The 21,251-nt window shown below is 68.5% G+C and carries 17 protein-coding genes and 1 pseudogene; 12 read left to right on the top strand and 6 right to left on the bottom strand.

The genetic code is table 11. The features are described 5' to 3' along the window. The first annotated feature begins 78 nt into the window (after positions 1 to 78). A pseudogene (locus G6R31_RS17095) lies at positions 79 to 1,272 on the top strand (MFS transporter). A 1-nt stretch (position 1,273) separates the two neighbouring features. Here G6R31_RS17095 and G6R31_RS09675 read toward each other — a convergent pair. Beyond that, positions 1,274 to 1,984, bottom strand: coding sequence for a hypothetical protein (locus G6R31_RS09675; protein ID WP_017870050.1), 711 nt, complete (start codon positions 1,982 to 1,984; stop codon positions 1,274 to 1,276). Between the two features lie 174 nt (positions 1,985 to 2,158). Here G6R31_RS09675 and G6R31_RS09670 point away from each other — a divergent pair, with 174 nt between their 5' ends. Further along, positions 2,159 to 4,186 (top strand): molybdopterin oxidoreductase family protein, encoded by a 2,028-nt coding sequence (locus G6R31_RS09670; protein WP_017870051.1) that lies wholly within the window; start codon positions 2,159 to 2,161, stop codon positions 4,184 to 4,186. 299 nt (positions 4,187 to 4,485) lie between these two features. On the opposite strand, the gene G6R31_RS09665 is transcribed toward G6R31_RS09670, so the two are convergent. Together G6R31_RS09665 and G6R31_RS09660 are read right to left on the bottom strand one after the other, a co-directional pair. After that, positions 4,486 to 6,633 carry a fasciclin domain-containing protein gene (locus tag G6R31_RS09665; RefSeq protein ID WP_017870052.1) on the bottom strand — a complete coding sequence of 716 codons (2,148 nt, stop codon included), beginning with the start codon at positions 6,631 to 6,633 and terminating at the stop codon, positions 4,486 to 4,488. Positions 6,634 to 6,782: 149 nt separating this feature from the next. Next, on the bottom strand, positions 6,783 to 10,373 hold the full coding sequence (locus G6R31_RS09660) for a DNA translocase FtsK (RefSeq protein WP_017870053.1): 3,591 nt from the start codon (positions 10,371 to 10,373) through the stop codon (positions 6,783 to 6,785). 77 nt (positions 10,374 to 10,450) lie between these two features. Here G6R31_RS09660 and G6R31_RS09655 point away from each other — a divergent pair, with 77 nt between their 5' ends. After that, complete coding sequence (locus tag G6R31_RS09655; RefSeq protein ID WP_017870054.1) at positions 10,451 to 10,861, top strand: M67 family metallopeptidase; 411 nt, start codon at positions 10,451 to 10,453, stop codon at positions 10,859 to 10,861. 105 nt (positions 10,862 to 10,966) lie between these two features. On the opposite strand, the gene G6R31_RS09650 is transcribed toward G6R31_RS09655, so the two are convergent. Next, entirely contained in the window at positions 10,967 to 11,926 is a 960-nt protein-coding gene (locus G6R31_RS09650) for a nucleoside hydrolase (protein ID WP_040384203.1), read from the bottom strand. Positions 11,927 to 11,999: 73 nt separating this feature from the next. Here G6R31_RS09650 and G6R31_RS09645 point away from each other — a divergent pair, with 73 nt between their 5' ends. Further along, on the top strand, positions 12,000 to 12,293 hold the full coding sequence (locus G6R31_RS09645; protein ID WP_017870056.1) for a hypothetical protein: 294 nt from the start codon (positions 12,000 to 12,002) through the stop codon (positions 12,291 to 12,293). Between the two features lie 58 nt (positions 12,294 to 12,351). On the opposite strand, the gene pulA is transcribed toward G6R31_RS09645, so the two are convergent. Further along, positions 12,352 to 15,309, bottom strand: coding sequence for a pullulanase-type alpha-1,6-glucosidase (gene pulA, locus G6R31_RS09640; protein ID WP_017870057.1), 2,958 nt, complete (start codon positions 15,307 to 15,309; stop codon positions 12,352 to 12,354). 69 nt (positions 15,310 to 15,378) lie between these two features. Between pulA and ccmA the strand changes: the two genes are divergently transcribed. Together ccmA and G6R31_RS09630 are read left to right on the top strand one after the other, a co-directional pair. Further along, a complete protein-coding gene (gene ccmA, locus G6R31_RS09635; protein ID WP_017870058.1) occupies positions 15,379 to 16,020 on the top strand; it encodes a heme ABC exporter ATP-binding protein CcmA in 642 nt (213 codons plus the stop codon). Next, positions 16,017 to 16,682 carry a heme exporter protein CcmB gene (locus G6R31_RS09630; RefSeq protein WP_017870059.1) on the top strand — a complete coding sequence of 222 codons (666 nt, stop codon included), beginning with the start codon at positions 16,017 to 16,019 and terminating at the stop codon, positions 16,680 to 16,682. The genes ccmA and G6R31_RS09630 overlap by 4 nt, the downstream gene beginning before the upstream one ends. 269 nt (positions 16,683 to 16,951) lie before the next feature. On the opposite strand, the gene G6R31_RS09625 is transcribed toward G6R31_RS09630, so the two are convergent. Next, the gene (locus G6R31_RS09625; RefSeq protein WP_017870060.1) at positions 16,952 to 17,443 is read right to left on the bottom strand and encodes a response regulator; all 492 of its coding nucleotides are present in this window, start codon (positions 17,441 to 17,443) and stop codon (positions 16,952 to 16,954) included. Between the two features lie 172 nt (positions 17,444 to 17,615). Here G6R31_RS09625 and G6R31_RS09620 point away from each other — a divergent pair, with 172 nt between their 5' ends. From G6R31_RS09620 to G6R31_RS09595, 6 genes are all read left to right on the top strand, one after another. Further along, positions 17,616 to 18,053 carry a DinB/YfiT family metal-binding protein gene (locus G6R31_RS09620; RefSeq protein ID WP_017870061.1) on the top strand — a complete coding sequence of 146 codons (438 nt, stop codon included), beginning with the start codon at positions 17,616 to 17,618 and terminating at the stop codon, positions 18,051 to 18,053. Between the two features lie 183 nt (positions 18,054 to 18,236). After that, positions 18,237 to 18,920, top strand: coding sequence for an SDR family oxidoreductase (locus tag G6R31_RS09615; protein WP_017870062.1), 684 nt, complete (start codon positions 18,237 to 18,239; stop codon positions 18,918 to 18,920). A gap of 20 nt (positions 18,921 to 18,940) precedes the next feature. Then, the gene (locus tag G6R31_RS09610; RefSeq protein ID WP_017870063.1) at positions 18,941 to 19,903 is read left to right on the top strand and encodes an NAD(P)/FAD-dependent oxidoreductase; all 963 of its coding nucleotides are present in this window, start codon (positions 18,941 to 18,943) and stop codon (positions 19,901 to 19,903) included. A 22-nt stretch (positions 19,904 to 19,925) separates the two neighbouring features. Continuing rightward, positions 19,926 to 20,105: a hypothetical protein gene (locus G6R31_RS09605; RefSeq protein WP_017870064.1), complete on the top strand. Its 180-nt coding sequence runs from the start codon at positions 19,926 to 19,928 to the stop codon at positions 20,103 to 20,105. Position 20,106: 1 nt separating this feature from the next. Further along, the gene (locus tag G6R31_RS09600) at positions 20,107 to 20,736 is read left to right on the top strand and encodes an HAD family hydrolase (protein ID WP_017870065.1); all 630 of its coding nucleotides are present in this window, start codon (positions 20,107 to 20,109) and stop codon (positions 20,734 to 20,736) included. Between the two features lie 119 nt (positions 20,737 to 20,855). After that, positions 20,856 to 21,245, top strand: coding sequence for a YkvA family protein (locus G6R31_RS09595; RefSeq protein WP_017870066.1), 390 nt, complete (start codon positions 20,856 to 20,858; stop codon positions 21,243 to 21,245). Positions 21,246 to 21,251: the final 6 nt, after the last annotated feature.

The following is a 21,251-nucleotide window of genomic DNA, read 5'->3' as shown; positions in this document are numbered from 1 at the left end:
GAATTAAGCGGAATCCGTATAAGCCGTTAGCGGACGTTCCCCTCCCGGAGACACCTCCAAAGGACTAGGCTCGCTGCCATGACTGCCGCGCCGCCGCCCGTTCCCGCCCGTTTCGGGCCGCTGGCTGGGGCGGCCATCGGCACGCTGCTGCTGATGAACGTGTACGCGCCGCAGGCCCTGCTGCCGCTGCTGGCGCGCGAATTTGGCCTCAGCACCGCCACGGTGGGGACCGCCATCGGGAGCACCACCCTGGCGATTGCGCTCGCCTCGCCGGTCGCCGGGCTGCTCGCCGACGCGTTCGGGCGGCGCCGGGTCATGCTGTGGGCTTTCGCCCTGCTGCTGCTGCCCTGCCTGGGGGCGGTGTATGCGGGCAGTTTTCCCGCCCTGAACGTGGCCCGCTTTGCCCAGGGGCTGCTGATTCCGCTCGTCAGCGTCGCCATCACCGCGTATCTGGCCGAGGAAACGCCGCCCGGCACCCTGGGCCGCTACATGAGCGCCTACATCTCCGGCACGGTGCTCGGCGGATTCCTGGGCCGCTTCGTCAGCGGGCTGGTCGCGCACGGCGGGTAGTGGCACACGGCGTTCTGGCTGCTGATGGTCACCAACGCGCTGGGCTTCTGGGCGGTGTGGCGTCTGCCGCGCTCGGGCGCGTTTCGCCCCGCTGTGGACGCCCGCGAGACGGCGCGGACATTGCGCTCCCACCTGCGCAACCCCCGCCTGCTGACCGTCTGCGTGGTGGGCTTCCTGATTCTGTTCGTGCTGGTGTCGGTCTTCAACACCGTCACTTTTCGCCTCGCCGCCGCGCCGTACTCGCTGGGCAGCGGGCCGCTCGGCGCCGTGTTCACGGTGTACCTGCTCGGGGTGGTCGTCACGCCCGCGTCGGCCCCGCTCGCGGCCCGGCTGGGCACGGCCCGCACGCTCGTTGTGGCTTCGGGGCTGAGCCTGCTGGGGCTGGCGCTCACGCTGTTGACGGCGCTGCCGGTCATCGTCCTGGGGCTGGCCGCCGCGTCCTCGGGCATCTTTATCGCTCAGGCGGCGGCGCAGAGCGCGGTGCAGCAGAGCGTGCAGGGGGGCCGCAGCCTGGCCGGGGGCCTGTACAACATGACCTACTACGCGGGCGCGGCGGCGAGCGTGGCCGCCGGTCTTACCTACGACGCGGGCGGCTGGCGGGCAGTGGTGGGCCTGTGTGCGCTGGCGCTGCTGGCCGTGGCGGGGCTGAGCACCGTGGTCGGGCGGCGGCTGCGGCGGGCAGAGGCGGCGAAATCGGAGTAGGTCACGGCCCCATGCGCGGGACTTCCACCTTCACCACGCGGTCATTCTGGAAATGGAGCACGTTGTCGCCGCGTCCGGGGAGGCCGTTCCACAGCCACACGGGAGCCTTGAGCAGCGTTTTGAGGTCGCCCACCGGACTCTCTGGAATGCCGCGCAGCCACAGCACTTGCGTGTGCGTCAGGCCGATTTCGCTGGCGGGTTTTTGCGGGTCAGGCTTGAAGAAAGGGGCAAGGGCTTGCCGGGTGATGGCATCGGGCGGGGTAAGGCTGAAATTCTTCTCCAGGTCGGCCCCGTCCACATACGTTTCGGTGACTTCTCGGCAGGTGGAGGCGTCTGTCAACGTCACTTCCTCTGTCCCGCTGTAGCTCAACGATTCCACGCGGAAATCTTTGGGCAGACCGAGGCGCAGGCGCAGAGGATTCTTCACGGGCCGGGCGGGCATGACGCCGCTGCTTTTGACGGGGGCCACCGGAAAAGTCCCCGTGAGGCGCTCCACGTTCAGCACCCGGACAGTTCCCGTGTACGGGACGGAAAGGGTCCCGCTCGCCTGTGGATTCTTCAGCGAACAGCGCAGCGGGCCGCCCCCGTACACCCAGACCTCTTTCCCGAGATATCTGGCCCGCAGGGTAGCCAGCTCCGCGTCCGGCTTCGGCGTGGGCGCGGCCTGTCCGCCACCGAGCAGTAGGGCCAGCAGCATGAGAGGAAGGGTCATGCTTCAGTATGAAGGATTCGGGGCAAGGCAGCGTCAGCCTTTGGAATGAGGGAAAGCTCCCTCACCCCAGGCTTTCGCGGGGCCCTCTTCTGGGGGAGAGGGAGGGAGGAGCGGAGTGACGGAAGGGTGAGGGGCCTTTCACCCTCTGCCGCCCGGAGTCCTACAATCCCCGGCATGACCGCCCGCCACGCCCTGCTCACCTGTCCCCTCGACTGTCCCGACGCCTGCCGCCTCAAAATCACCATCGAGCAGCAGCCGGACGGGAGTGAGAAGGCCGTCAAGCTGACCGGCGACCCGGCTCACCCCTATACGCGCGGCTTTGCCTGTGCCAAGACGGTCCACTATCCGGCGCGGCAAAACCACCTCGAGCGGCCCCTGTATCCCCTGCGGCGCGTGAACCCCAAGTCCGAGCCCGAGCCGCAGTGGGAGCGCGTGACCTGGGACGAGGCGCTGGACGACATCGCCGGGCGGCTGCGGCAGCTCATCGCCGAGCGCGGCCCGCAGAGCATCCTGCCCTACCACTACGCGGGAACGATGGGCCTGCTCGAAGGCAGCCACGTCCACGCGCTGTGGCGGGCGCTCGGGGCGGCGGAACTGGAGGAAACCATCTGCGCGTCGGCGGGCACGGCGGCCTGGGAAGTGGGCTACGGCACCCGGCTGGCGGTGGACCCGCTCGACGTGCCCCACGCCCGGCTGATCGTGCTGTGGGGCATCAACAGCCTCTCCACCCACTCGCACCTGACGCCGCAAATCACGGCGGCCCGCAAGCAGGGGGCGCGGGTCGTCTGCGTGGACCCCTACCGCAACCGCACCGCCGCTTTTGCCGACCAGCACTACAAAATCAGACCAGGAACGGATGCCGCACTCGCGCTGGGCGTGATGCGCGAACTGTTCGTGAACGGCTGGACCGACGCCGCTTACCTCGCAGAAGTGACCGAAGGGGTGGACGACCTGCGGGCCAGCGCCGACGAGTGGACCCCCGAACGCACCGCCGAGGTGACGGGGTTGACGGCAGACGAGGTGCGCGACTTCGCCCGCCTCATCGGGACGACCCGGCCCACCTATATCCGCGTGGGCTACGGCATGACCCGCCACGAAAACGGCGGCACCGCGCTGCGGGCGGTCACACTGCTGCCCGCGCTGACCGGCGACTGGCGCTGGCGGGGCGGCGGCTGCGTGCTGAGCACCAGCGGGGCGTTCAAGCTGAACCGGACGCGGCTGGGCGCGGCGCACGTCACGAAACCCGACGCTCCCCGCGTGAACATGAACGAGCTGGGGGACGCACTGGACCCGGCGGCAGGCTTCGGGGCCATGTTCGTCTACAACTGTAATCCGGTGGTGGTGGCCCCCGATTCGGGCCGCGTGCGGGCGGGCATGGGGCGGGACGACCTGCTGGTGGTGGTCCTCGAACAGGCGATGACCGAATCGGCGCGGCTGGCCGACTACCTGCTGCCCGCGACGACCTTCATGGAGCACCCTGATATCTACACCAGCTACGGCCACTTCTGGCTGGCCCACAACCGCGCCGAGCTGACCCCGCCCGGCGAGTGCCGCCCCAACTCCTGGGTGTTCGCGCAACTCGCCCGCCGCCTGGGGGTGGAAGAACAGAGCGTGTACTGGACGGCCGACGACCTGCTGCGCGACCTGCTCGACACCGACCACCCCTTCCTTGCGGGCATCACCCCCGAGCGGCTGAAGGCGGAAGGCACCCTTCGCCTGAACCTACCGGAGGGGACTTTGCCCTACGCGCACGGAGCGGAGACGCCGAGCGGCAAGGTGCAACTCAGCCCCGCGCCGCGTTTCGTGCCCGCACAGGCCCGCCTGAACGCCGAGTATCCGCTGCGCCTGCTGACGCCGCCCGCGCACCATTTCCTGAACTCTACGTATGGCAATTTGGACAACCTCAACCGCGCCGAGGGGGGCGAGCCGCACGTCCTGCTGTGTCCTGCCGACGCGGCGGCCTACGGCGTACAGGACGGCGAATACGCCCGCCTGACCAGCGAGCAGGGCGAGGTCCGGCGCCGGGTGAAGGTGACGGACGCCGCGCAGCCCGGCGTGGCGGTGGTGGAAGGGACGTGGTGGGGCCTCTCGGCGCCCGATGGCCGCAGCATCAATGAACTCACCGCCCAGACGCTGACGGACCTGGGCGGGGGCAGCACCTTTCACAACACCCGGATTCGGGTGGAGCGGGCGGGGGGTTGAGGGCAGAAGGCAGATGGCGGAGAGCAGATGGCAGATGGCTAGAGCAGTTCTCCGAATGACGTGATGCGCGGAACAGCACCCCGCATCACTCCATTCTCTCCTGCGGACTCGCAGAGCTGCCCCGCAGAGCTTTGCAAGTCCGCCCTGCTCAGTGTTTTGCACTCGCTCTCTGCGAGCTGTCCCAGTCCGCTCGCCAAAAAGACGTTACGTCTTTCTGTCAAATGCTCTAGAAGCTTTCCTGAAAGAGCAAAAAACCTCTCCCCCACCAACTGGCAGGGGAGAGGCAGGGGCGAGGGGCTTTAGCGCAGGCTGGGGGGCAGCAGCACGCTGTCGAGGACGTAGACGGTGGTGGTCCCGGCGGTGACGGGCGTGCCACCGTCGAGCGCCATGCCCATGCCGTCGAAGCTCAGGCCGCTGGCGTCGCTGGTCACGGCGAGCGGGCTGCCTTCCACGGTGGTCAGGGGGGCAGCGGTCAGCCCGGCGCTGTCGAGCTGGCCCGAAACGACGTGGTACGTCAGAACCTGCTTGAGCAGCGCGGCGTCGGCCTTCACGGCATTCAGCTTGGCGGCGTCGAGCTTGCCGAAAGCGTCGTTGGTGGGCAGGAACACGGTGTAGGCGCCGCTGCCCAGGGTGTCGAGCAGCCCGGCCTGGGTCAGCAGCTCGCGCACGGTGCTGAAACGGTCTTCCTGAAGCACGGCGGCCACGTTGGCGGGGGGCGAGGTCATGGTGCCGCCTGCGATGGCGCCGCCCTGCGCGGTGCCGGGGGTGGCCTGGGCAGGGGCCACCGCGCTGGTGGTGGCCGAGCTGGTGGTGGCCGCGCTGGTGGTGGTCGTCGTGGTGACGGTCGTGGTGGTCGTGCTGGTGGCCGGGGCAGACAGGTCGGGGGCCACGAAGTCGTTGGGGAACAGCACCCCGTTGACCACGTAGATGGTGGAGGTGCCCGCCGTCACGCTCGACTGCGGAATGGCGTTGCCGAGCACCAGCGCCGTGCCCTGCACGGTCTTGATTTCGGTGTCGCCCTCGACCTGTTCCAGCGTCAGCCGGCCAGGAACCACGTGGTAGGTCAGCAGGCTCTTGACCTGCTCGTCGGTCAGGGCGTCGAGCGTTCCGGCGGGCAGCGCGGCGAACGCCTCGTCGGTGGGCGCGAAGATGGTGTACTCACCGCTGGCGAGGGTGTCGGTCAGCCCGGCGCGGGTCAGCAGGCCACGCAGCACGCTGAAGCTTTCGCCTTCGAGGGCGACGCTCACGCTGGCGGCGGTGCTGGTCTGAAACTCGGTGGTTTCGACCATCGCGGTGTCGTCGGCCACTTCGGGTACGGTGAAGCCCTCGGGCAGCAGCACGGCGTCCACGGGGTAGATCAGGCCGGTGCTCGACTCGATGGCGGGGGACAGCTCGGCTTCGATGGTCAGCGGGCTACCGGCCAGGGTCTGAAGGCTGCCGACCTGCACCTGCTCGCTGGTCAGGCGGCCCTGCACCACGTGGTAGCGCAGCAGCGAGAGCAGCAGTTCGGGGTTGCTGGCGACGGCGGCCAGAGCACCTTCGGGCAGCGCGGCAAACGCCTCGTCGGTGGGCGCGAAGACGGTGTACTCGCCGGACATCAGCATGTCGGTCAGGTCCGCGTCGCTCAGCAGGTCGCGCAGGGTGCTGAAACGCTCGTCGGCCACCAGCACGTCGTACAGGGTGTTGCTCTCGACGACGGCGGTGCCTTCCTCGGTGCCCGCTTCTTCGGTGGCGGTTTCCTCGGTGGCGGTTTCGGTGCTCGTTTCAGTTGTGCCCGTCTCGGTGGTGGCCGGAGTGCTGACCGTCACGGCGCCGCTCAGGGGCAGGGCCGGGATGCTGCGCACGTCGATGGCAGCGGGGGCGGTGCTGGCAGCCGGAGCAGCAGGAGCGGGCGCAGGCGCGGCGGGCGCAGGCGCGGGGGCCTGTGCTTCGGGGGCTTCGACTTCGGTGGGGGGCATCAGCACGGCGTCGATGGCGTGGACCACGCCGTTGCAGGCCTGGATGTCGGCCTTGACCACGCGGGCGTCGTTGATCATGATCTGGCTGCCCGAGACCTTGATCTGCACGTCGGCGCCCTGTTCGGTGGTGCCGGAGCTGGCGCCGCGCAGTTCGGCGGCGCTGGCTTTCTCGGCGACCACGTGGTAGCTCAGCACGGCGGCCAGCATCTCAGGATCACCGAGCAGGCCAGCGAGCTGGTCGCTGGGCACCTTGGCGAAGGCCGCGTTGGTGGGCGCGAACAGGGTGTAGCTGCCGCTGCCCGCCAGGGCGCCGGTCAGGTCCGCCGCTTCGAGCGCCGTGGCGAGGGTGCTGAACTGCGGGTCGCTCGCAACGATGGCCGCGATGCTCTTGCAGGTCGCGGGCTTGGCGGCGGGCTGACCGGCGCCACCGGCCACAGCGGGAGAAACGAGCAGCAGGCTCAGGGTCATCAGGCCGAGTCTCTTCTTCATGAGTTCACCTCTGGATTGAACTTGGGAAATCCACCTCACAATTGACAACACACCGCGCCAAATTGCAACCGAGCGGCCGTTCAGCGTTCCTGTGGGTTCCGAAGAAAAAGGAGAAAAAGAGGCCCGGAACTTGTTGCCGTGCCTCCCGGCTATTTCCCGAAGTACTCGGGCAGGTCGGCCTCGCCAATCAGCACCTCACGCGGTTTGCTGCCCTGGTGCGGCCCGACGATGTTCATCGCTTCGAGCAGGTCCATCAGCTTGCCCGCGCGGGCGTGGCCCACCGAGAGGCGGCGCTGAAGCCGCGAGACGCTGCCCTGCCCTTCCTCGATGCACACCAGCGCGGCCTGCCGCAGCAACGGGTCGCTGAAATCCATCTGCGAGCGGTCCCCGCCGGGGCCGGAACTCGAAATCAGGCCCTCGAAATCGCTGCCGTAGGCCTCGACGAAATCGTCATCGAACACCATGCGGCGCAGTTCGTCGGCAATCCGCACCGACTCGGCCTCGCTGATGTACGGCCCTTGCAGGCGCAGCGGCTTGACCAGCCCCGGCTGGTAAAACAGCATGTCGCCCTGTCCGGTCAGGCGCTCGGCCCCGGTGGTGTCCAGAATGGTGCGCGAGTCGTGGCTGCTGCTCACCGCGAAGGCGATGCGGGCCGGAATGTTGACCTTGATGAGGCTGGTCAGGATGTCCACACTGGGCCGCTGGGTCGCCAGAATCAGGTGCATGCCGGTGGCGCGGGCCATCTGCGCCAGACGCATAATCGCCGACTCGACTTCCTTGGGGCTGGTGATCATCAGGTCGGCCAGCTCGTCGATGATGATGACCAGATGCGGCAGTTCGACCTCGCCCACCGCCCGCATCTTGGCGTTGAACTGTTCGAGGTTCTTGGCGCCCACGCCGCTCATCATCTTGTAGCGCCGCTCCATGTGGGCCACCGCGCCGAGCAGCACCCCCGCCGCGTCTGCCGGGTTGGTCACCACCGGGCGCACCAGATGGGGAATGCCGTCGTAGGGCGTGAGTTCCACCATCTTGGGGTCGATCATGACAAAGCGCAGTTCGGTGGGCAGGTAGCGGTAGAGCAGCGAGGTGATCAGCGTATTGACGCACACCGACTTGCCCGAGCCGGTGGACCCGGCGACGAGCAGGTGCGGCATCTTGGCGAGGTCGCCCACCATCATCGAGCCGTCGATGCTCTTGCCGAGGATGATGGGCAGTTTGGCCCGCGCAGTCTTGAACGCCGCGCTCGCCGCCGCCTGATGAAAGGTGACGGGTTCGCGCTCGGCGTTGGGCACTTCCAGTCCGATGACGCTCTTGCCCGGCACCGGGGCTTCCACGCGCACGCCACCCACCGCCAGGGCGCGGGCGAGGTCGTTGGAGAGAGAAGCGATGCGGCTGATTTTCTCGCCGGGAGCGGGTTCGATTTCGTAACGGGTGACGGTGGGGCCACGCGCCATGTCCACCACCCGCGCCTGAAGGCCGAAGTGCCGCAGCGTCTCGTCGATCATGTCGCCGCGCTGCCGGGCCGCCGTGTCCATCTGGACGGTGTTTTTGGCCGCGTTGGGAATGGGGTCGAGCAGCTTTTCCCCCGGCAGCGCGAGGCTGATGGCCCCCCGGCGGCTGATTCCCCGCTCACTGCCTCCCCGCTCACTGGTGCCTCTGGGCGCGGGGCGCTCTGCCTTCGCTGCTTCTTCCCAGGGGGCGGGGGCGGGTTTGCGGCTGGGTGCCGGACCGGGCCGGGGCGACAGTGCAGCGGATGATGGGGCAGCGGGCGATGGGGCAGCAGGGGGCGCCGCCTCCATGCGGGCCGCTTGCCCCCGACTGGCCTGCCCCCGACTGGCCTGCCCCCGACTGGCCTGCCCCTGACTGCTTGGCCGCAGCGCGGGCGCCGCCGGGGGGCCGAAGGGCATGTCCTCCTCGTCGTCCCAGGGGTCGAGGTCCACCGGAGCAGGCGCGGGCGGGCGGGCGGTGTCCGGGCGCACCGGGGGCTGGGCGAACCGGGCCGGGGGGGTGGTCGCCGGAGCCGTCAGCCTGGGCAGTTCAGCGTCCGGGGTCAGCAGCGGGGCAGGCGCGGCGCGGCGGGCGCGGCTCTGGCTCCGCGCGGGGGGCACGGACTCGCGCTCCGTCTGCACCGGGGCGCGGCGGGGGGCGGCCCCGAAGTCGATGTCGAGCGCGGGCACCGTCGCCGCGTCGTAGACCGGGTGGGGGGAGAAGGCGAACTCGTCGGGTTCGTCCCAGGCGTCGGCAGCCGGAGCTGGGGGCGGCGCCTGCTTTTCCTCCTTTTCGGGGCCGGGGGGAGCCACCAGACGCCCGAGCTTGTGACCGAGGCGCGAGAGCAGGCCGCCCGAATCGCCGCCTTCCTCGTCCTCGTCTTGCCACTCCTCGTCGCCCGCGTCGTCTGCCGGGGGGGCCGCCTGGCGCTGCCTTTCTTCCTCGGTGGCCTGTTCCAGCACCTCGCGCCAGTGCTGCGGGTCGCGCAACGTGTCCAGGGGCCGCTTCTGCAGGGCCGTCGCCACCTGGGTCGCCGCCTCGGTGGGGCCGCTGTCGAACTCGGCGGCGAGGTCGGGCCACCCGGCGTAGGCCTGCTCGTAGGCGTGCCAGCCCTGAAAGCGGTCCTGAAGGTCCTGCCACTGCTGCTGCCGCTTGAGGTGGGCGCTCTGCTCGCGCTGCAAAATCTCCACCGTCGGCTGCTTGAGGGCACGCTCGGACGCGCAGCGTTCGGATTCCAGCCGCTTGGCCTTGCCACCGATGGACAGAATCTGGTTGACGAGGTGACGGCGCAGATGTTCGAGCGCGGCGCTCGCCTGGGTGCTGGGGAGGAAAACGCTCAGTTCGTGGCGGCGGTCGTCCACCACCGTTTTCAGGAAGCGCACGGCTTCTTCGCCTTCCGGCACCGCTTCCTGTTCGACCTTGACGCGCAGGTCGTGGGCGGCTTGCAGCAGCGCGTTGCGCGACATCAGGCCGTAGGTGGTCAGGTCGTCCTGCACGCGCTTGAGCTGCTCGTCGTCGTAACTTCTGATGTCGCGTTGCAGGCGCCGGACCTTTTCGTAAGGCTCCTTGAGGCCGCCGTTTTTGGGGTCGATGCGGCGCAGGGCGTCGAGTTCGCCGCGCAGCTTGCTGAGCTGCCCACGCACGTCGGTGCGGTCGTGCGCGGTCACGGCGCCGCCGCTTTTGCCGGGCAGCTTGGCTTCGATGGCGCCCTGAACGTTGTGCCCCACCCCGGTCAGCAGCCCCATCAGCCAGTGCACCAGCTTGCGAATCAGGCCCAGCAGCGACACCCCCAGCATGAATTTCAGCCCCAGCGCGGCGGCGAGCAGCAACAGCAGCGGCGTGGCGAGGCCCAGCACCTGCTTGAGTTTGCGCACCAGTCCCTCGGCCAGCCAGCCTGCCGGGCCGGGGTGACCGTTCTGGCCGGGCATAAAAAAGGCTTGCAGGCACAGCACCCCGAGCACCGCGAGCAGGCCGCCGAGCACCCAGCGGGTCAGTTCGCGCATCGGTGCGCTCGTAAAGGCCGCCACGCCGTAGGCGAACGCCGCCGCCGGCAGCAGCCACGCCAGCCACCCGGCCCAGTCGAGCAGGATGCGCCGCGCCTGGGCCAGGGCGCCTCCCTCCCCCTGGTCGCTGAGCAGGGGCAAAAACAGAATCAGTCCCAGCAAAAAGGCCACCACGAGCAGCAGCAACCCGACCACTTCGCCGTCGAGCCGAACGCGCGGGGGCTGGTCTTGGTGCGAGTTCGCCGACATAACGGCTCAGTTTATACGCCCCCGGCATGAGGCGGAAAGAAACGCGGGTGCCGCTGCCCTGCTGCGGGGCGCCTACAATGCCCGGCGTGTTCGTGCTGTTGCCTTCCGTGCTGGCGGCGGCCCTGTGGACGCACGTTCGGCGCGAGCTGCCGCGCGAGTGCGTGGGGGCGCTGGGCGGCTGGGTGCGCGGCGAGCAGGTGCAGGTCCGCGCCCTGTACCCGCTGCCCAACGTCTCCCCGCAGCCCGAGCGCGAATACCTCGCCGACCCCGGCGAACTGCTGCGCGTGCTGCGCGCCATGCAGCGCGAGGGGCTGGAACTCGTCGCGCTCTACCACAGCCACCCGCACGGCCCGGCGGCCCCGAGTTCTTCGGACCGGCAGCTCGCCGCCTACCCGGTGCCGTACCTGATTGCCGACCCCCGGCACGGGCATCTGCGGGCCTACCTGCTGCCCGGCGGCGAGGAAGTGGAGATTCGCGGCGCCGAGTAGTACGGATTCCGATTGAATCCAGCAGATTTCTGGATTCAATCCGACTGAAAGGAGTAGGAAAAGATACGGATTTCGCGATTCCGTATAATGCCTCTCAAGGCCCCTTCAGGGCAGGGTGCCCAGCCGCTCCAGCAACAGGTCGAAGAAGGCCGGGGCGTCCACGTCCACCGCGACCTGCGCGTTCGGCGCCTGACCGGTCACGCCGTACAGGTCGCAGACGGTGCGGCCCAGGTTCAGGCCCCCGTTCAGTTCGACGGCGACGGGCATGGGCCGCCACGTCAGCAGCTCCGGGCGCAGCGCCGCCGCCACCGCCAGAGGGTCGTGCAGGGCGCCGCCGCTCAGCCCGTACCGCTCGCGGTAGACCCCGGCGTAGAACTCCAGCATCTGCGCCGACACCGCTCCGGCGCGGTTGCCCAGCGAACGCAATTGCTCCAGCCGCTCCGGTGTGGCGATGCACTGCATGGTCACGTTCAGCCCCACCATGCGCAGGGGCGCTCCACTCCGGAAGACGATGTCGGCGGCGTGGGGGTCGGCCAGGGCGTTGAACTCGGCGGCGGGGGTGCGGTTGCCCGGCCCGGTGCTGCCGCCCATCCAGACCACTTCGCGCACCTGCTGCGGCAGGTCGGGCGCCAGACGAAAGGCGAGCGCCACGTTGGTCAGCGGCCCGCTGGCGACCAGCGTGACCTGTCCCGGACTTGCCCGCAGCGTGCGAATCAGGAAGTCCACCGCGTGCCCGGCCTCGGGGGGGCGCACCGGCTCGGGCAACCCTTCGGCGGGCAGGCCGGTCTCGCCATGAATCTGGGTGGCCGTCAGTTCTTCGCGCAGCAGCGGGCGGTCGGCCCCGGCGAAATACGGCACGCCCTGCGCCCGCTCGCCCGCCAGCGCGAGCACCACCCCGGTATTGCGCACCCCCCGGCGCAGCGGCACGTTGCCGTGAACCGCCGTGACGCCCTGGACCTGCACTTCGGGACTGGCAAAGGCGAGCAGCCACGCCACCGCGTCGTCCAGGCCCGGGTCACCATCGAGAATCACGGGCAGGGGCGGGCCGGACAGAGAAGCAACCATGAGCGAAAGCATAAGCGCGGAAGTGTCAGCCGGGGAGCAGTCGCCTGTCCCAACCTGCCTCCAGACTGCGGCCATGAACCCGCAGGACATCCTGACCGCTTTTAACGCCGCGTACACCAAAGACCCCCGCGACGGCCTGACCATCACCCACGACACCGAGGACGGCAAGCTGCGTATCCAGGTGCGTCACGTCGACGTCGGGGGCGACGTGCACGGCTTCGACGTGGTGGCCCAGCCCACCGAGGCCGAGGGCAAGAGCGCCGAGCAGGTGGGCCGCGACGTGGCCGAGGTCGTCGCACGCGAACTCGCCTACGCTCAGCTTCCCGCCCAGGACGAAAACGGCGACTTCCGGCGCATCGTGGTCTGAACGCGGTAGCGAAAAGGCCCGCCACCTGTGATGGGGCGGGCCTTTTTTGCTGGGCGCTTTACTTCCCGACGAACACCGCCGTCGTCAGCGCGGACACCGTGACCCCCGTGCTGGTCACCTTGCTCGCCCGCACGATGGGGTCGGTGCTCTTGGCGAGAACCGGGTGCAGCGTCAGCCCACGCAGCGAGGCGTCGTTCAGCGTGACCGCGTCGGCGCTGCCGTTGAACACCGCCACCACCGTCCGGTAGGGGTTCGCAGCGCTCGTGGCCCCGGTCAGCCGCATGGCAATGACCCCGGTGGGCGCGGGCAGGAAGCTCAGGCCCCGCTGCACCTGCGCCGCCGTCTCCATGCGGAAGAGGCTGCTGGAGGAGCGCACCCGCAGCATCTCGCGGTAGTGGTCGCTGGCCCGCAGGACATCGGCGGGGGTCACCTTCAGCGCCGCGTTCCCCAGCAGCGTGCGGTACAGCGGCCAGTTGGCCTCGTTCTTCTCGGCGGGGGGCAGACCCTTGCCGAAGCCATTCTGCTTGCCCGTCCAGTCCAGCGTGTTGAACCAGTCGCCCGAGTTGTACGAATCGGTGTCGAAGGACTTGGACCGCAGAATGTCGTCGCCCGCATACGAAAAGGGCAGGCCCTGGCCCAGCAGCACATAGGAGTGCGCGAGATTCTGAAAACGCACGCGGGTCGCGCTGTCCATGCTCGCCGGAGTCTTGAGCAGCACCGCGTCCCAGAGGGTCTGGTTGTCGTGCGCCGAGGCGTAGTTGATGGTTTCGCGGGGGCTGGCCGCGTATCCGGCGGGAGCGTCGCCGTACTTGATTTGGCTGCCGGTGACCACCTGGCCCGCATGGTCCGTGAAGCGGTAGTCACGCAGGTTGCCCGCCAGTCCGAGTTTGACGAGGTCGGAGAGCTGGCCCCACTTCACGGCGCTGTCGTTGCCGGGCTGACCGTTGGGCACGGCCACCAGCCCCGTCGCCACGCCCTGTTCCTGCAGGCCGCCGAAGGGGTTGCCGCCGCGCAGCGCGTCGCGGATGCGGTCGTTGAAAGTCCCGATGCCCTGGCCGTACAGATTGAGCTGCGTCGCGTTCGTGCCGCGCCTGTTCCCCTGCACTTCCCCGAAATCCCAGCCCTCGCCGTAGAGGTAAATCTGCTTGCCGTCCACGCCGTCTTTGGCGGGGGTCAGCGCGTCCAGGGCGCGGCGGGCGGCCCGCAGGTCCTCCACCATGTGGTGCCCCATCAGGTCGAAGCGGAAGCCGTCCACCCGGTACTCGCGGGCCATCAACACCAGCGTGTCCACCATCAGGCGGCGCATCATCCTGTGTTCGGTGGCGGTGTTCGAGCAGCAGGTGGAGTTTTCCACGCCCCCATTGACGTTCAGGCGGTGGTAGTAGCCGGGCACGATTTTGTCGAGCACGCTGCGCTCCGATTGCCCGCTGGCCGCCGTGTGGTTGAACACCACGTCCTGCACCACCCGCAGGCCCGCCGCGTTCAGACCCATGACCATCTGGCGGTATTCCTTCGTGCGCTCCGCCGGGTTCACCGCGTAGCTGCCTTCGGGGACCATGTAGTGGTAGGGGTCGTAGCCCCAGTTGTAGGCGTCGGCGTCCTTCACGGCGGTCACAGCCCTTTGCTGCTCGTCGCTGTTCGGCGCGAACCGGGAAAGGTCGCCGGGCGATTTCCACTTGCTCTTGTCCTCCTCGATGGTGGCGATGTCGAAGGTCGGCAGCAGGTGAACGGCCTTCAGACCCGCGTCGGCCAGGCCCCTGAGGTGCTTCATGCCGTCGCTGCCCGTGCGGGTAAACGCCAGATACGTCCCGCGCTCGGCGGCAGGCACCGTGGCGTCGGCGGCGCTGAAGTCGCGCAGGTGCAGTTCGTAGAAGGACAGGTCGGAAAAGCTGCGCAGCGCGGGCTTTTGCAGGGCGTTCCACCCGGCGGGCTTGTGGCTGCTGTCGCTCAGGTCGGCAAAGACGCTGTGGGTGCTGCCCCGCGTCAGGGCCACCGAATAGGGGTCGGTGACGAGGTTGGTTTCGACCTTGCCTGAAGCGGGCGCGTAGACCTTGACCTCGAAGCGGTAGGCCAGTCCCTTCCAGCTCTGGTCGCCGCTCGCCGTCCAGACGCCCTGCGCGTCACGGGTCATGGGGAGGGTGCGCTCCTGGCTGCCGTCGGGCCGGGACACGCGCAGCTTCACGTCCTGCGCGGTGGGTGCCCACAGGCGCACGGTGGGACGGTTGCCCTGCCACGCGACTCCCAGCGGCCCGTCGTAGGCGTACAGGTCGTCCAGCGCCCAGGCGGTCTGCACGCCCGTCGCGTCCAGCACGGTGCCGTCGGGCATCACGCTGCTGACCGCCAGTTGTCCCCGCAGCGCGGCGGGGAACTTGGCGCGGTCCTCGGCGCGGATTTGCAGCAGCTTGTATCCGGCAAGGTAAGGCGCTTTGGCCTTCAGCGCGGGCGTCATCCCGCCTTCGACTTCCTCCAGGGTCAGGGTGTCGCCGCCGCTCACACCCTCCGCGCCGAGCTTGAGGCCCGCCGTGGGGGAGACGTGCAGGGTCAGCCACGCGCCGGGCTGCGCGAGTTCGGGCTTCACGGCGATCAGGTCGCGGCCCAGCATGATGGCCTGCTGCCCCCGCAGGTCGCCCACCGTTCGCACGCTGGTGTCGGGGCGGGCAGTAAACAGGTCGGTCTTGCCGCTGACGATCCAGACCTGGTTGCCCTTCTCGGGGGTCAGCGTCCCGTCGGGGCCGGGGTCTTTTTCGTCGCCCTTGTGGACGATGAAGCCCAGTTTTTTCCAGTCGGTTTTCATCGGCACGTCCCAGTACAGCCAGCCGCCCTGCTCGCCGTTCGGGGTCAGCGGCTTGTCCCAGGCGACCTGCGCGGTGGTGTCCTCCCAGGCATGCAGGCCCCAGCCTGCGTAGGCCGCGTCGGGGCGGAAGTAGTGAATCCGCACGGTGTCGGCGGGGAGGGTCGTCTGGGCCACCGCCGCAGCGGTCAGGGCCAGGGTGAGGCTGGCAAACAGGGTTTTCATGTGGAGCGAAGTGTACCCCGACTTCGGCGGGTCACTCGCCTTTCGTTCACGCCCTAGAGTGCGCAGGAGATGTCCGCGCCCGCTCCCGATTTCGCCCTGCAACTCGCCCACGTCGCCCGCAAGTTCGGCCCGCAGTTCGTGCTGCGCGACGTGTCGCTGGACGTGCGCCCCGGCGAGGTACTGGCGCTCTACGGCGGCAACGGGGCAGGCAAAACCACGCTGCTGCGGGTGGTGGCGGGGCTGCTCTCGCCCAGCCGGGGCGAGGGCCGGGTCTTCGGCTACGACCTGAAGGACAAGCGCAGCGTGCGCGAACTCGTCTTTTTCATGACCGAGGGGGGCGGGCTGTACGCCGACCTGACCGCCGCCGAGAACCTCGACTTCACGGCCCGGATGTACGGCCTCGCCCCGCACAGCGCCGAGCTGCTGGGGCGCGTGGGCCTCACGGCAGCGGCAGGCAAACGCGCCCGTGACCTGAGTTCGGGCATGCGCAAACGGCTGCAACTCGCCCGGATGCTGCTCGCGCCTTCGCCGCTGCTGCTGCTCGACGAACCGTTCGCCAACCTGGACGCGGGCGGCAAGGAAGCGGTGCTGACCCACCTCCGCGCCGCGCAGGGGGAAGGCAAGACCATCCTGTTCAGCTCACATGAGCCGGAACTGGCCGCGCAGGTGGCGACCCGGACGCTCACCCTGAATGACGGGGTGCTGGCATGAGGGCCGCGCTGACGGTCTTTCTCAAGGACCTGCGGCTGGAAGGGCGCAGCAAGGACGTGCTGTCCACCACGCTGTTTTTTGCCGGGCTGGTGGTGCTGATTATGGGGTTCGCCTTCGGCCCCGACCTGAGCAAGATGCGTGACGCCGCCGCCGGGGTGCTGTGGTGTGCGCTGGCCTTTGCGAGCGTGCTGGCGGCGGGCCGGGCCTGGGCGGGCGAGCAGGAAAGCGGGGCGCTCGAAAGCCTGCTGCTTTACCCGGTGGCCCACGAGTGGCTCTACCTGGGCAAAGCGGCGGCCAACGCGCTGCTGATGCTGGTCCTCGGCGCGGTGACGGCGGGCCTGACCGCCATCTTCTTCGACGTGCAGTTCGCCAGCCCCGGCCTGCTGGCGCTGACGCTCGTCCTTGGGGTGCTGGGCCTGAGCCTCGTGACCACGTTCTATTCGGCCATCACCGTCAACCTGCGGGCCAAAGAAGCTCTGCTGCCGGTGCTGAGTTTTCCCATCATCATCCCGGTCATGATCGGCGCGGTCAAAAGCACGGTGCTGCTTACGGGCGGCTTCAACCCCGACGACTACTGGGCCTGGACCCGGCTGCTGCTCGGCTTCGACGTGGTGACGCTGCTGGTGGCGACCTTCGCCTTTCCGCACGCGGTGGAAAGCTGAGGCGCCTGGGGGTCTAGAGCAGTTCTCCGAATTACGTGATGCGCGGAACGGCACCCCGCATCACTCCATTCTCTCCTGCGGAGCTTTGCAAGTCCGCCCTGCTCAGTGTTTTGCACTCGCTCTCTGCGAGCTGTCCCAGTCCGCTCGCCAAAAAGACGTTACGTCTTTTTGTCAAATGCTCTAAGGGTCAAAAGGTCGAAGGGTCTAAGAAATTCTCTTTCCCTCAGACCCTTCGACCCTTAGATCTTTGGACGATGACCTTTAGACGATCAGAGCGCCGAGTGCGGCAGCATCATCTTTTGCATGAAGCGGCTCATGGCCTGCACCGCCCGCTGAAACTCGCTGAATTCGATGGGCTTGACCACGTAGCTCGCGGCGTGGGCCTGATAGGAGCGCAGCACGTCTTCTTCGGCCTGACTGGTGGTGAGCATAAAGACCGGGATGGTCATGAGTTGCGGGTCGGTCTTGATGTGGGCGAGCAGCTCCAGCCCGTTCATGCGCGGCATGTTGATGTCGAGAAGAATCACGTCCGGGCGCGGCGCGTGCTGGTACGGAGCGCGGCGCAGCAGAAAATCGAGCGCCTCCACGCCGTCGCGCACGATATGGAGCTGCGCGGACAGTCCCTCTTCCTCGAAGACTTCCTGGGTGAGCATCACGTCGGGTTCGCTGTCTTCGACCAGAAGAAACTGAATAGGAAGAATGCCCGGCTGCTCCGCGGCGCCGTAGTGTCGAAACTGCTGCTGTGCATTCATGTTGGCCATATCCAAAAACCTCGGTGGGAAGCGTGCACGCCCGGGGCGTCGCCCGGACCGCGCGGCCCCCAGACAGTGTGGCGCCTGGGGCGGAAAACTGCGTCTGCTCAGGCTTTAGGCTTCCGTGACGGCCCCTTGATGGACTCTTGAGAGGCTCCTGACCCGGCGTACAGTTGTTGGCATGACCGCTGCTTCCCTGAACCTGCTGCAAGCTTCCCTGACCGGCGGCGCCGCCTTTCGTGAGGTGGACGCGCTGCTCTCGGGACTGACGTTTGCCGAAGCCACGCGGCCCGCCGCGCCGCACACCCTGGCCGAACTGCTCGCGCATCTGCGCGTGACGATGCGCCCCAGCCTCGACCTCGTGACCGGGCAGGCGCAGGAATGGCCTGAAGGGCTGGACGTGTGGCCCGCGCCGCCCACGACGGAAGCCGAGTTCGCCGCCCTGCTCACCGACCTGCGCTTGATGCTTGCCGAAGCCTCGGCGCTCGCCCGCGACCCCAGCAGCCGGGCGCGCGACGTGCTGACCGACCTCGCGGTCCACAACGCCTACCACTGGGGCCAGGTGACGCTGCTGCGGCGACAGGCGGGGACAGCGTTTGAAGAAGGATTGGAATACTAAGTACCTCGAAGTTAATCTTTAGATTAACCGAGTGAAGCGAGTATCGAAAAAAGTACGTCGAACCGGGAATGGAGCAGTTTCGGTGCTGTTCCGAAACTGCGGAATGTTAGGTTCGATGTACTTAAGTACCTTGCAGGAGCGGCTTTTCCAGACGCGGCTTTTGCGCTCTGATACCTTGCCCACATGACCAGACCCGTCACCCTGATCACCGGCGCGAGCGGCGGCATCGGCTCGGCGCTGGCCCGGCAGCTCGCGCCCACGCACGACCTCATCCTGACCGGGCGCGGCGGCGCGGAGCTGGACGCCCTGTGTGCCGAAGTGGGGGCCACGCCGCTCACGCTCGACCTCATTCGTCCGGAGGCCTTCGCAGCGGCGCTCGCGGGCGTGGGCCGCGTGACCAACGTGGTCCACAACGCCGGGGTGGTGGAGCTGGGCCGGGTGGCCGAGCAGGGGCACGAGGTCTGGACGCACACGCTGGCGGTGAACACGGTGGCCCCCGCCGAACTGACCCGGCTGCTGCTGCCCAGGGTGCGCGAGGAACGCGGCACGGTGCTGTTCGTCAATTCCGGTGCGGGCCTGCGGGCCAACCCCGAGTGGGGCAGCTACGCGGCGAGCAAGTTTGCGCTGAAGGCTCTGGCCGACGCCCTGCGCGACGAGGAAGCCGGGCATGGCGTGCGCGTGTCCACCGTCTATCCGGGCCGCACCGCCACGCCCATGCAGCAAAAAGTGCGCGAGCAGGAAGGCCAGGGCTACGACCCCGCCGCCTTCATCGACCCGGCAACGGTGGCGGCGACCATCGCCTTCGTCCTGAACGCCCCGCGTGACGCGCAGCTCCCCGACGTGAGCGTGCGGCCCGGTCCGCGCTGAGGCTGGCCGTGGCGGGCGCTATGGACATGGGAGCATACGAGTACGACGCAGTCATCGTGGGGGCGGGCCCAGCGGGGCTGAACGCCGCGCTGGTGCTTGGTGGGGCGCGGCGGCGGGTGCTGCTGCTCGACGGCGGCCCCCCGCGCAACGTGACGGCGCAGGCGGCGCACGGGGTGCTGACCCGCGACGGCATCCCGCCCGCCGACATCAAACGGGTGGGGCTGGAGCAGCTCGCGCCCTACGACGTGACGGTGCTGGGCACCCCGGCCCGCGAAATCCGGCCTGAGGACGACGGGACGTTCAGTGTGCGGTACGAGCAGCGCTGGGTTCGGGCGCGCCGCCTGCTCTTCGCCACCGGCGTGCACGACGTGCTGCCCCGCATTCCCGGCCTGCGCGAACGCTGGGGCCGCACCGTCCACCACTGCCCCTACTGCGACGGCTGGCCCAACCGCGCCGCCCGGCTGGCGGTGCTCGGCAGCCACCAGGAGGGCCACCACCTCGCGCTGAGTGTGCGGAGCTGGTCGGACCACATCAGCCTGCTGACGAACGGCCCCGATAAACTTACCCCGGCGCAGCGCCGTGATCTGCGCGAGCTCGACATCGGGCGCTATGACCGGCCCATTCGTTACCTCAGCGGGCAAGACACCGTGCGCGTGGCCTTCGGGGACGGCGAAATGCGCGAGTACGACGCTATTTTTCTCAACCCGGCCCAGGTGCAGCGCAGCCGCCTGCCGGAGTTGCTGGGCTGCGAACTCGACGAAAAAAGCCGCGTGATCGTCAACGAAAACGGCATGACCAGTCGGCGCGGCGTGTGGGCGGCGGGCGACATGACGGGCGCCCCGCAGTACGTGATGAGCGCGGCGGCGAGCGGCATGGTGGCGGCGGTCAGCCTGAACTCCACCCTGATTCACGAGGACGTGCGGCGCGGCGGCGCGGCCTTTCACCCCAGCCCCGATGAAGAAAAGGGAGTGGGAGAAGACTGAGCGCGCCTGCCACACTGCGGGCATGAAAATCGACGAACGCATGGACCTGACCGAACTGGCGCAGCACATGGGCACCGAGGACAGCGCCGAGGCCGCCCGGATGCGCGACCTGCTGCTGGAGGCCGGGCGCGAGCGCACCGAGGACTTCAGCGGCGAGGAGTGGGCCGAGTTGCTGATGCGGGCGGGCGAGCAGAACAAGTAGGGTGCCGGGGGCGATTTTCTTCGACCTCGACGGCACGTTGCATGACCGTTCCGCGACCTTGCGGGCCTGGCTGCCCCACCATCAAGCGCGCTTCGAGTTGCCGGACGGGTACGCGGCGCGCTTTCTGGAACTGGACGACTTCGGCTACCGCCCCAAGCGCGAGGTGATGCCGCTGCTGGCAGAGGAATTTGGGCTGACGTGTGACCCGGAGGCTCTGTTCGTGGACTTCTGGAGCCACCTTGAGCATGCTCGGCCTATGCCTCACGCCGCCGAAGTCCTGACCGAATTGCGGTGGCGCGGCGTCAAAATCGGTGTCGTCACCAACGGCTGGGAGGAGACGCAGACCCGTTGCCTGCGTGGTTGTGGCCTGACCGACCTCGCCGACGATGTGGTCATCAGCCGGGCGGTGGGCCTGAGCAAACCCGACCCGCGCATCTACCACCTTGCCCTGAAGAGGCTGGGAGTCACGGCGGCGCAAAGCTGGTTCGTGGGCGACTCGCCGCGCAACGACGTGTGGGGGCCGGGGCAGGTGGGGCTGAGAACGGCCTATCTCCCCACCGGCCACCCCCTGAACGGCGAGCGCCCGGACGTGACCCTGAGCGACCTGCGTGGCGTGCTGGGCCTGCCATGATTGACCGTCTCATACGGATTCCGATTGAATCTGGTAGTTTCAGATTCAATCCGAGCGGATGCGAGTAGGAAAAAATACGGATTCTGCGATATGGATGCACAGGCGGCGCTTTCCCGACTGTGCAGGAATTAAGCGGAATCCGTATCAAGACCCTCGCCCGGAGGCTGAAAGCCGACCTGCTGGCGCTGAGCCTCGCCGCCCGTGACCCGCGCACGCCCTGGGTTGCCCGCGCCTGGGCGCTGCTGGTGCTGGCCTACGCGCTGAGTCCCATCGACCTGATTCCCGACTTTATCCCGGTGCTGGGGTATCTCGACGACCTGCTGCTCGTCCCCGCCGGGCTGTGGCTGGCACTGCGTCTGATTCCGCCCGCCGTGCTGGAGGAGGCCCGCCGCGAGGCCGCCGCGCACCCCCGCAACCTCGCCCGCAGCGCCTGGGGCCTGGGGCTGATGGTGCTGATTTATGTCGCGCTGCTGCTGGCTCTCTGGGTGTGGTGGTCCGGGCGCCGGTAGCTGTTC

The sequence above is a fragment of the Deinococcus wulumuqiensis R12 genome (assembly GCF_011067105.1).
GTDB lineage: Bacteria > Deinococcota > Deinococci > Deinococcales > Deinococcaceae > Deinococcus > Deinococcus wulumuqiensis.
The sequence above is the reverse complement of the archived record's forward strand: the minus strand, read 5'-3'. Positions and strand labels throughout refer to the sequence as shown.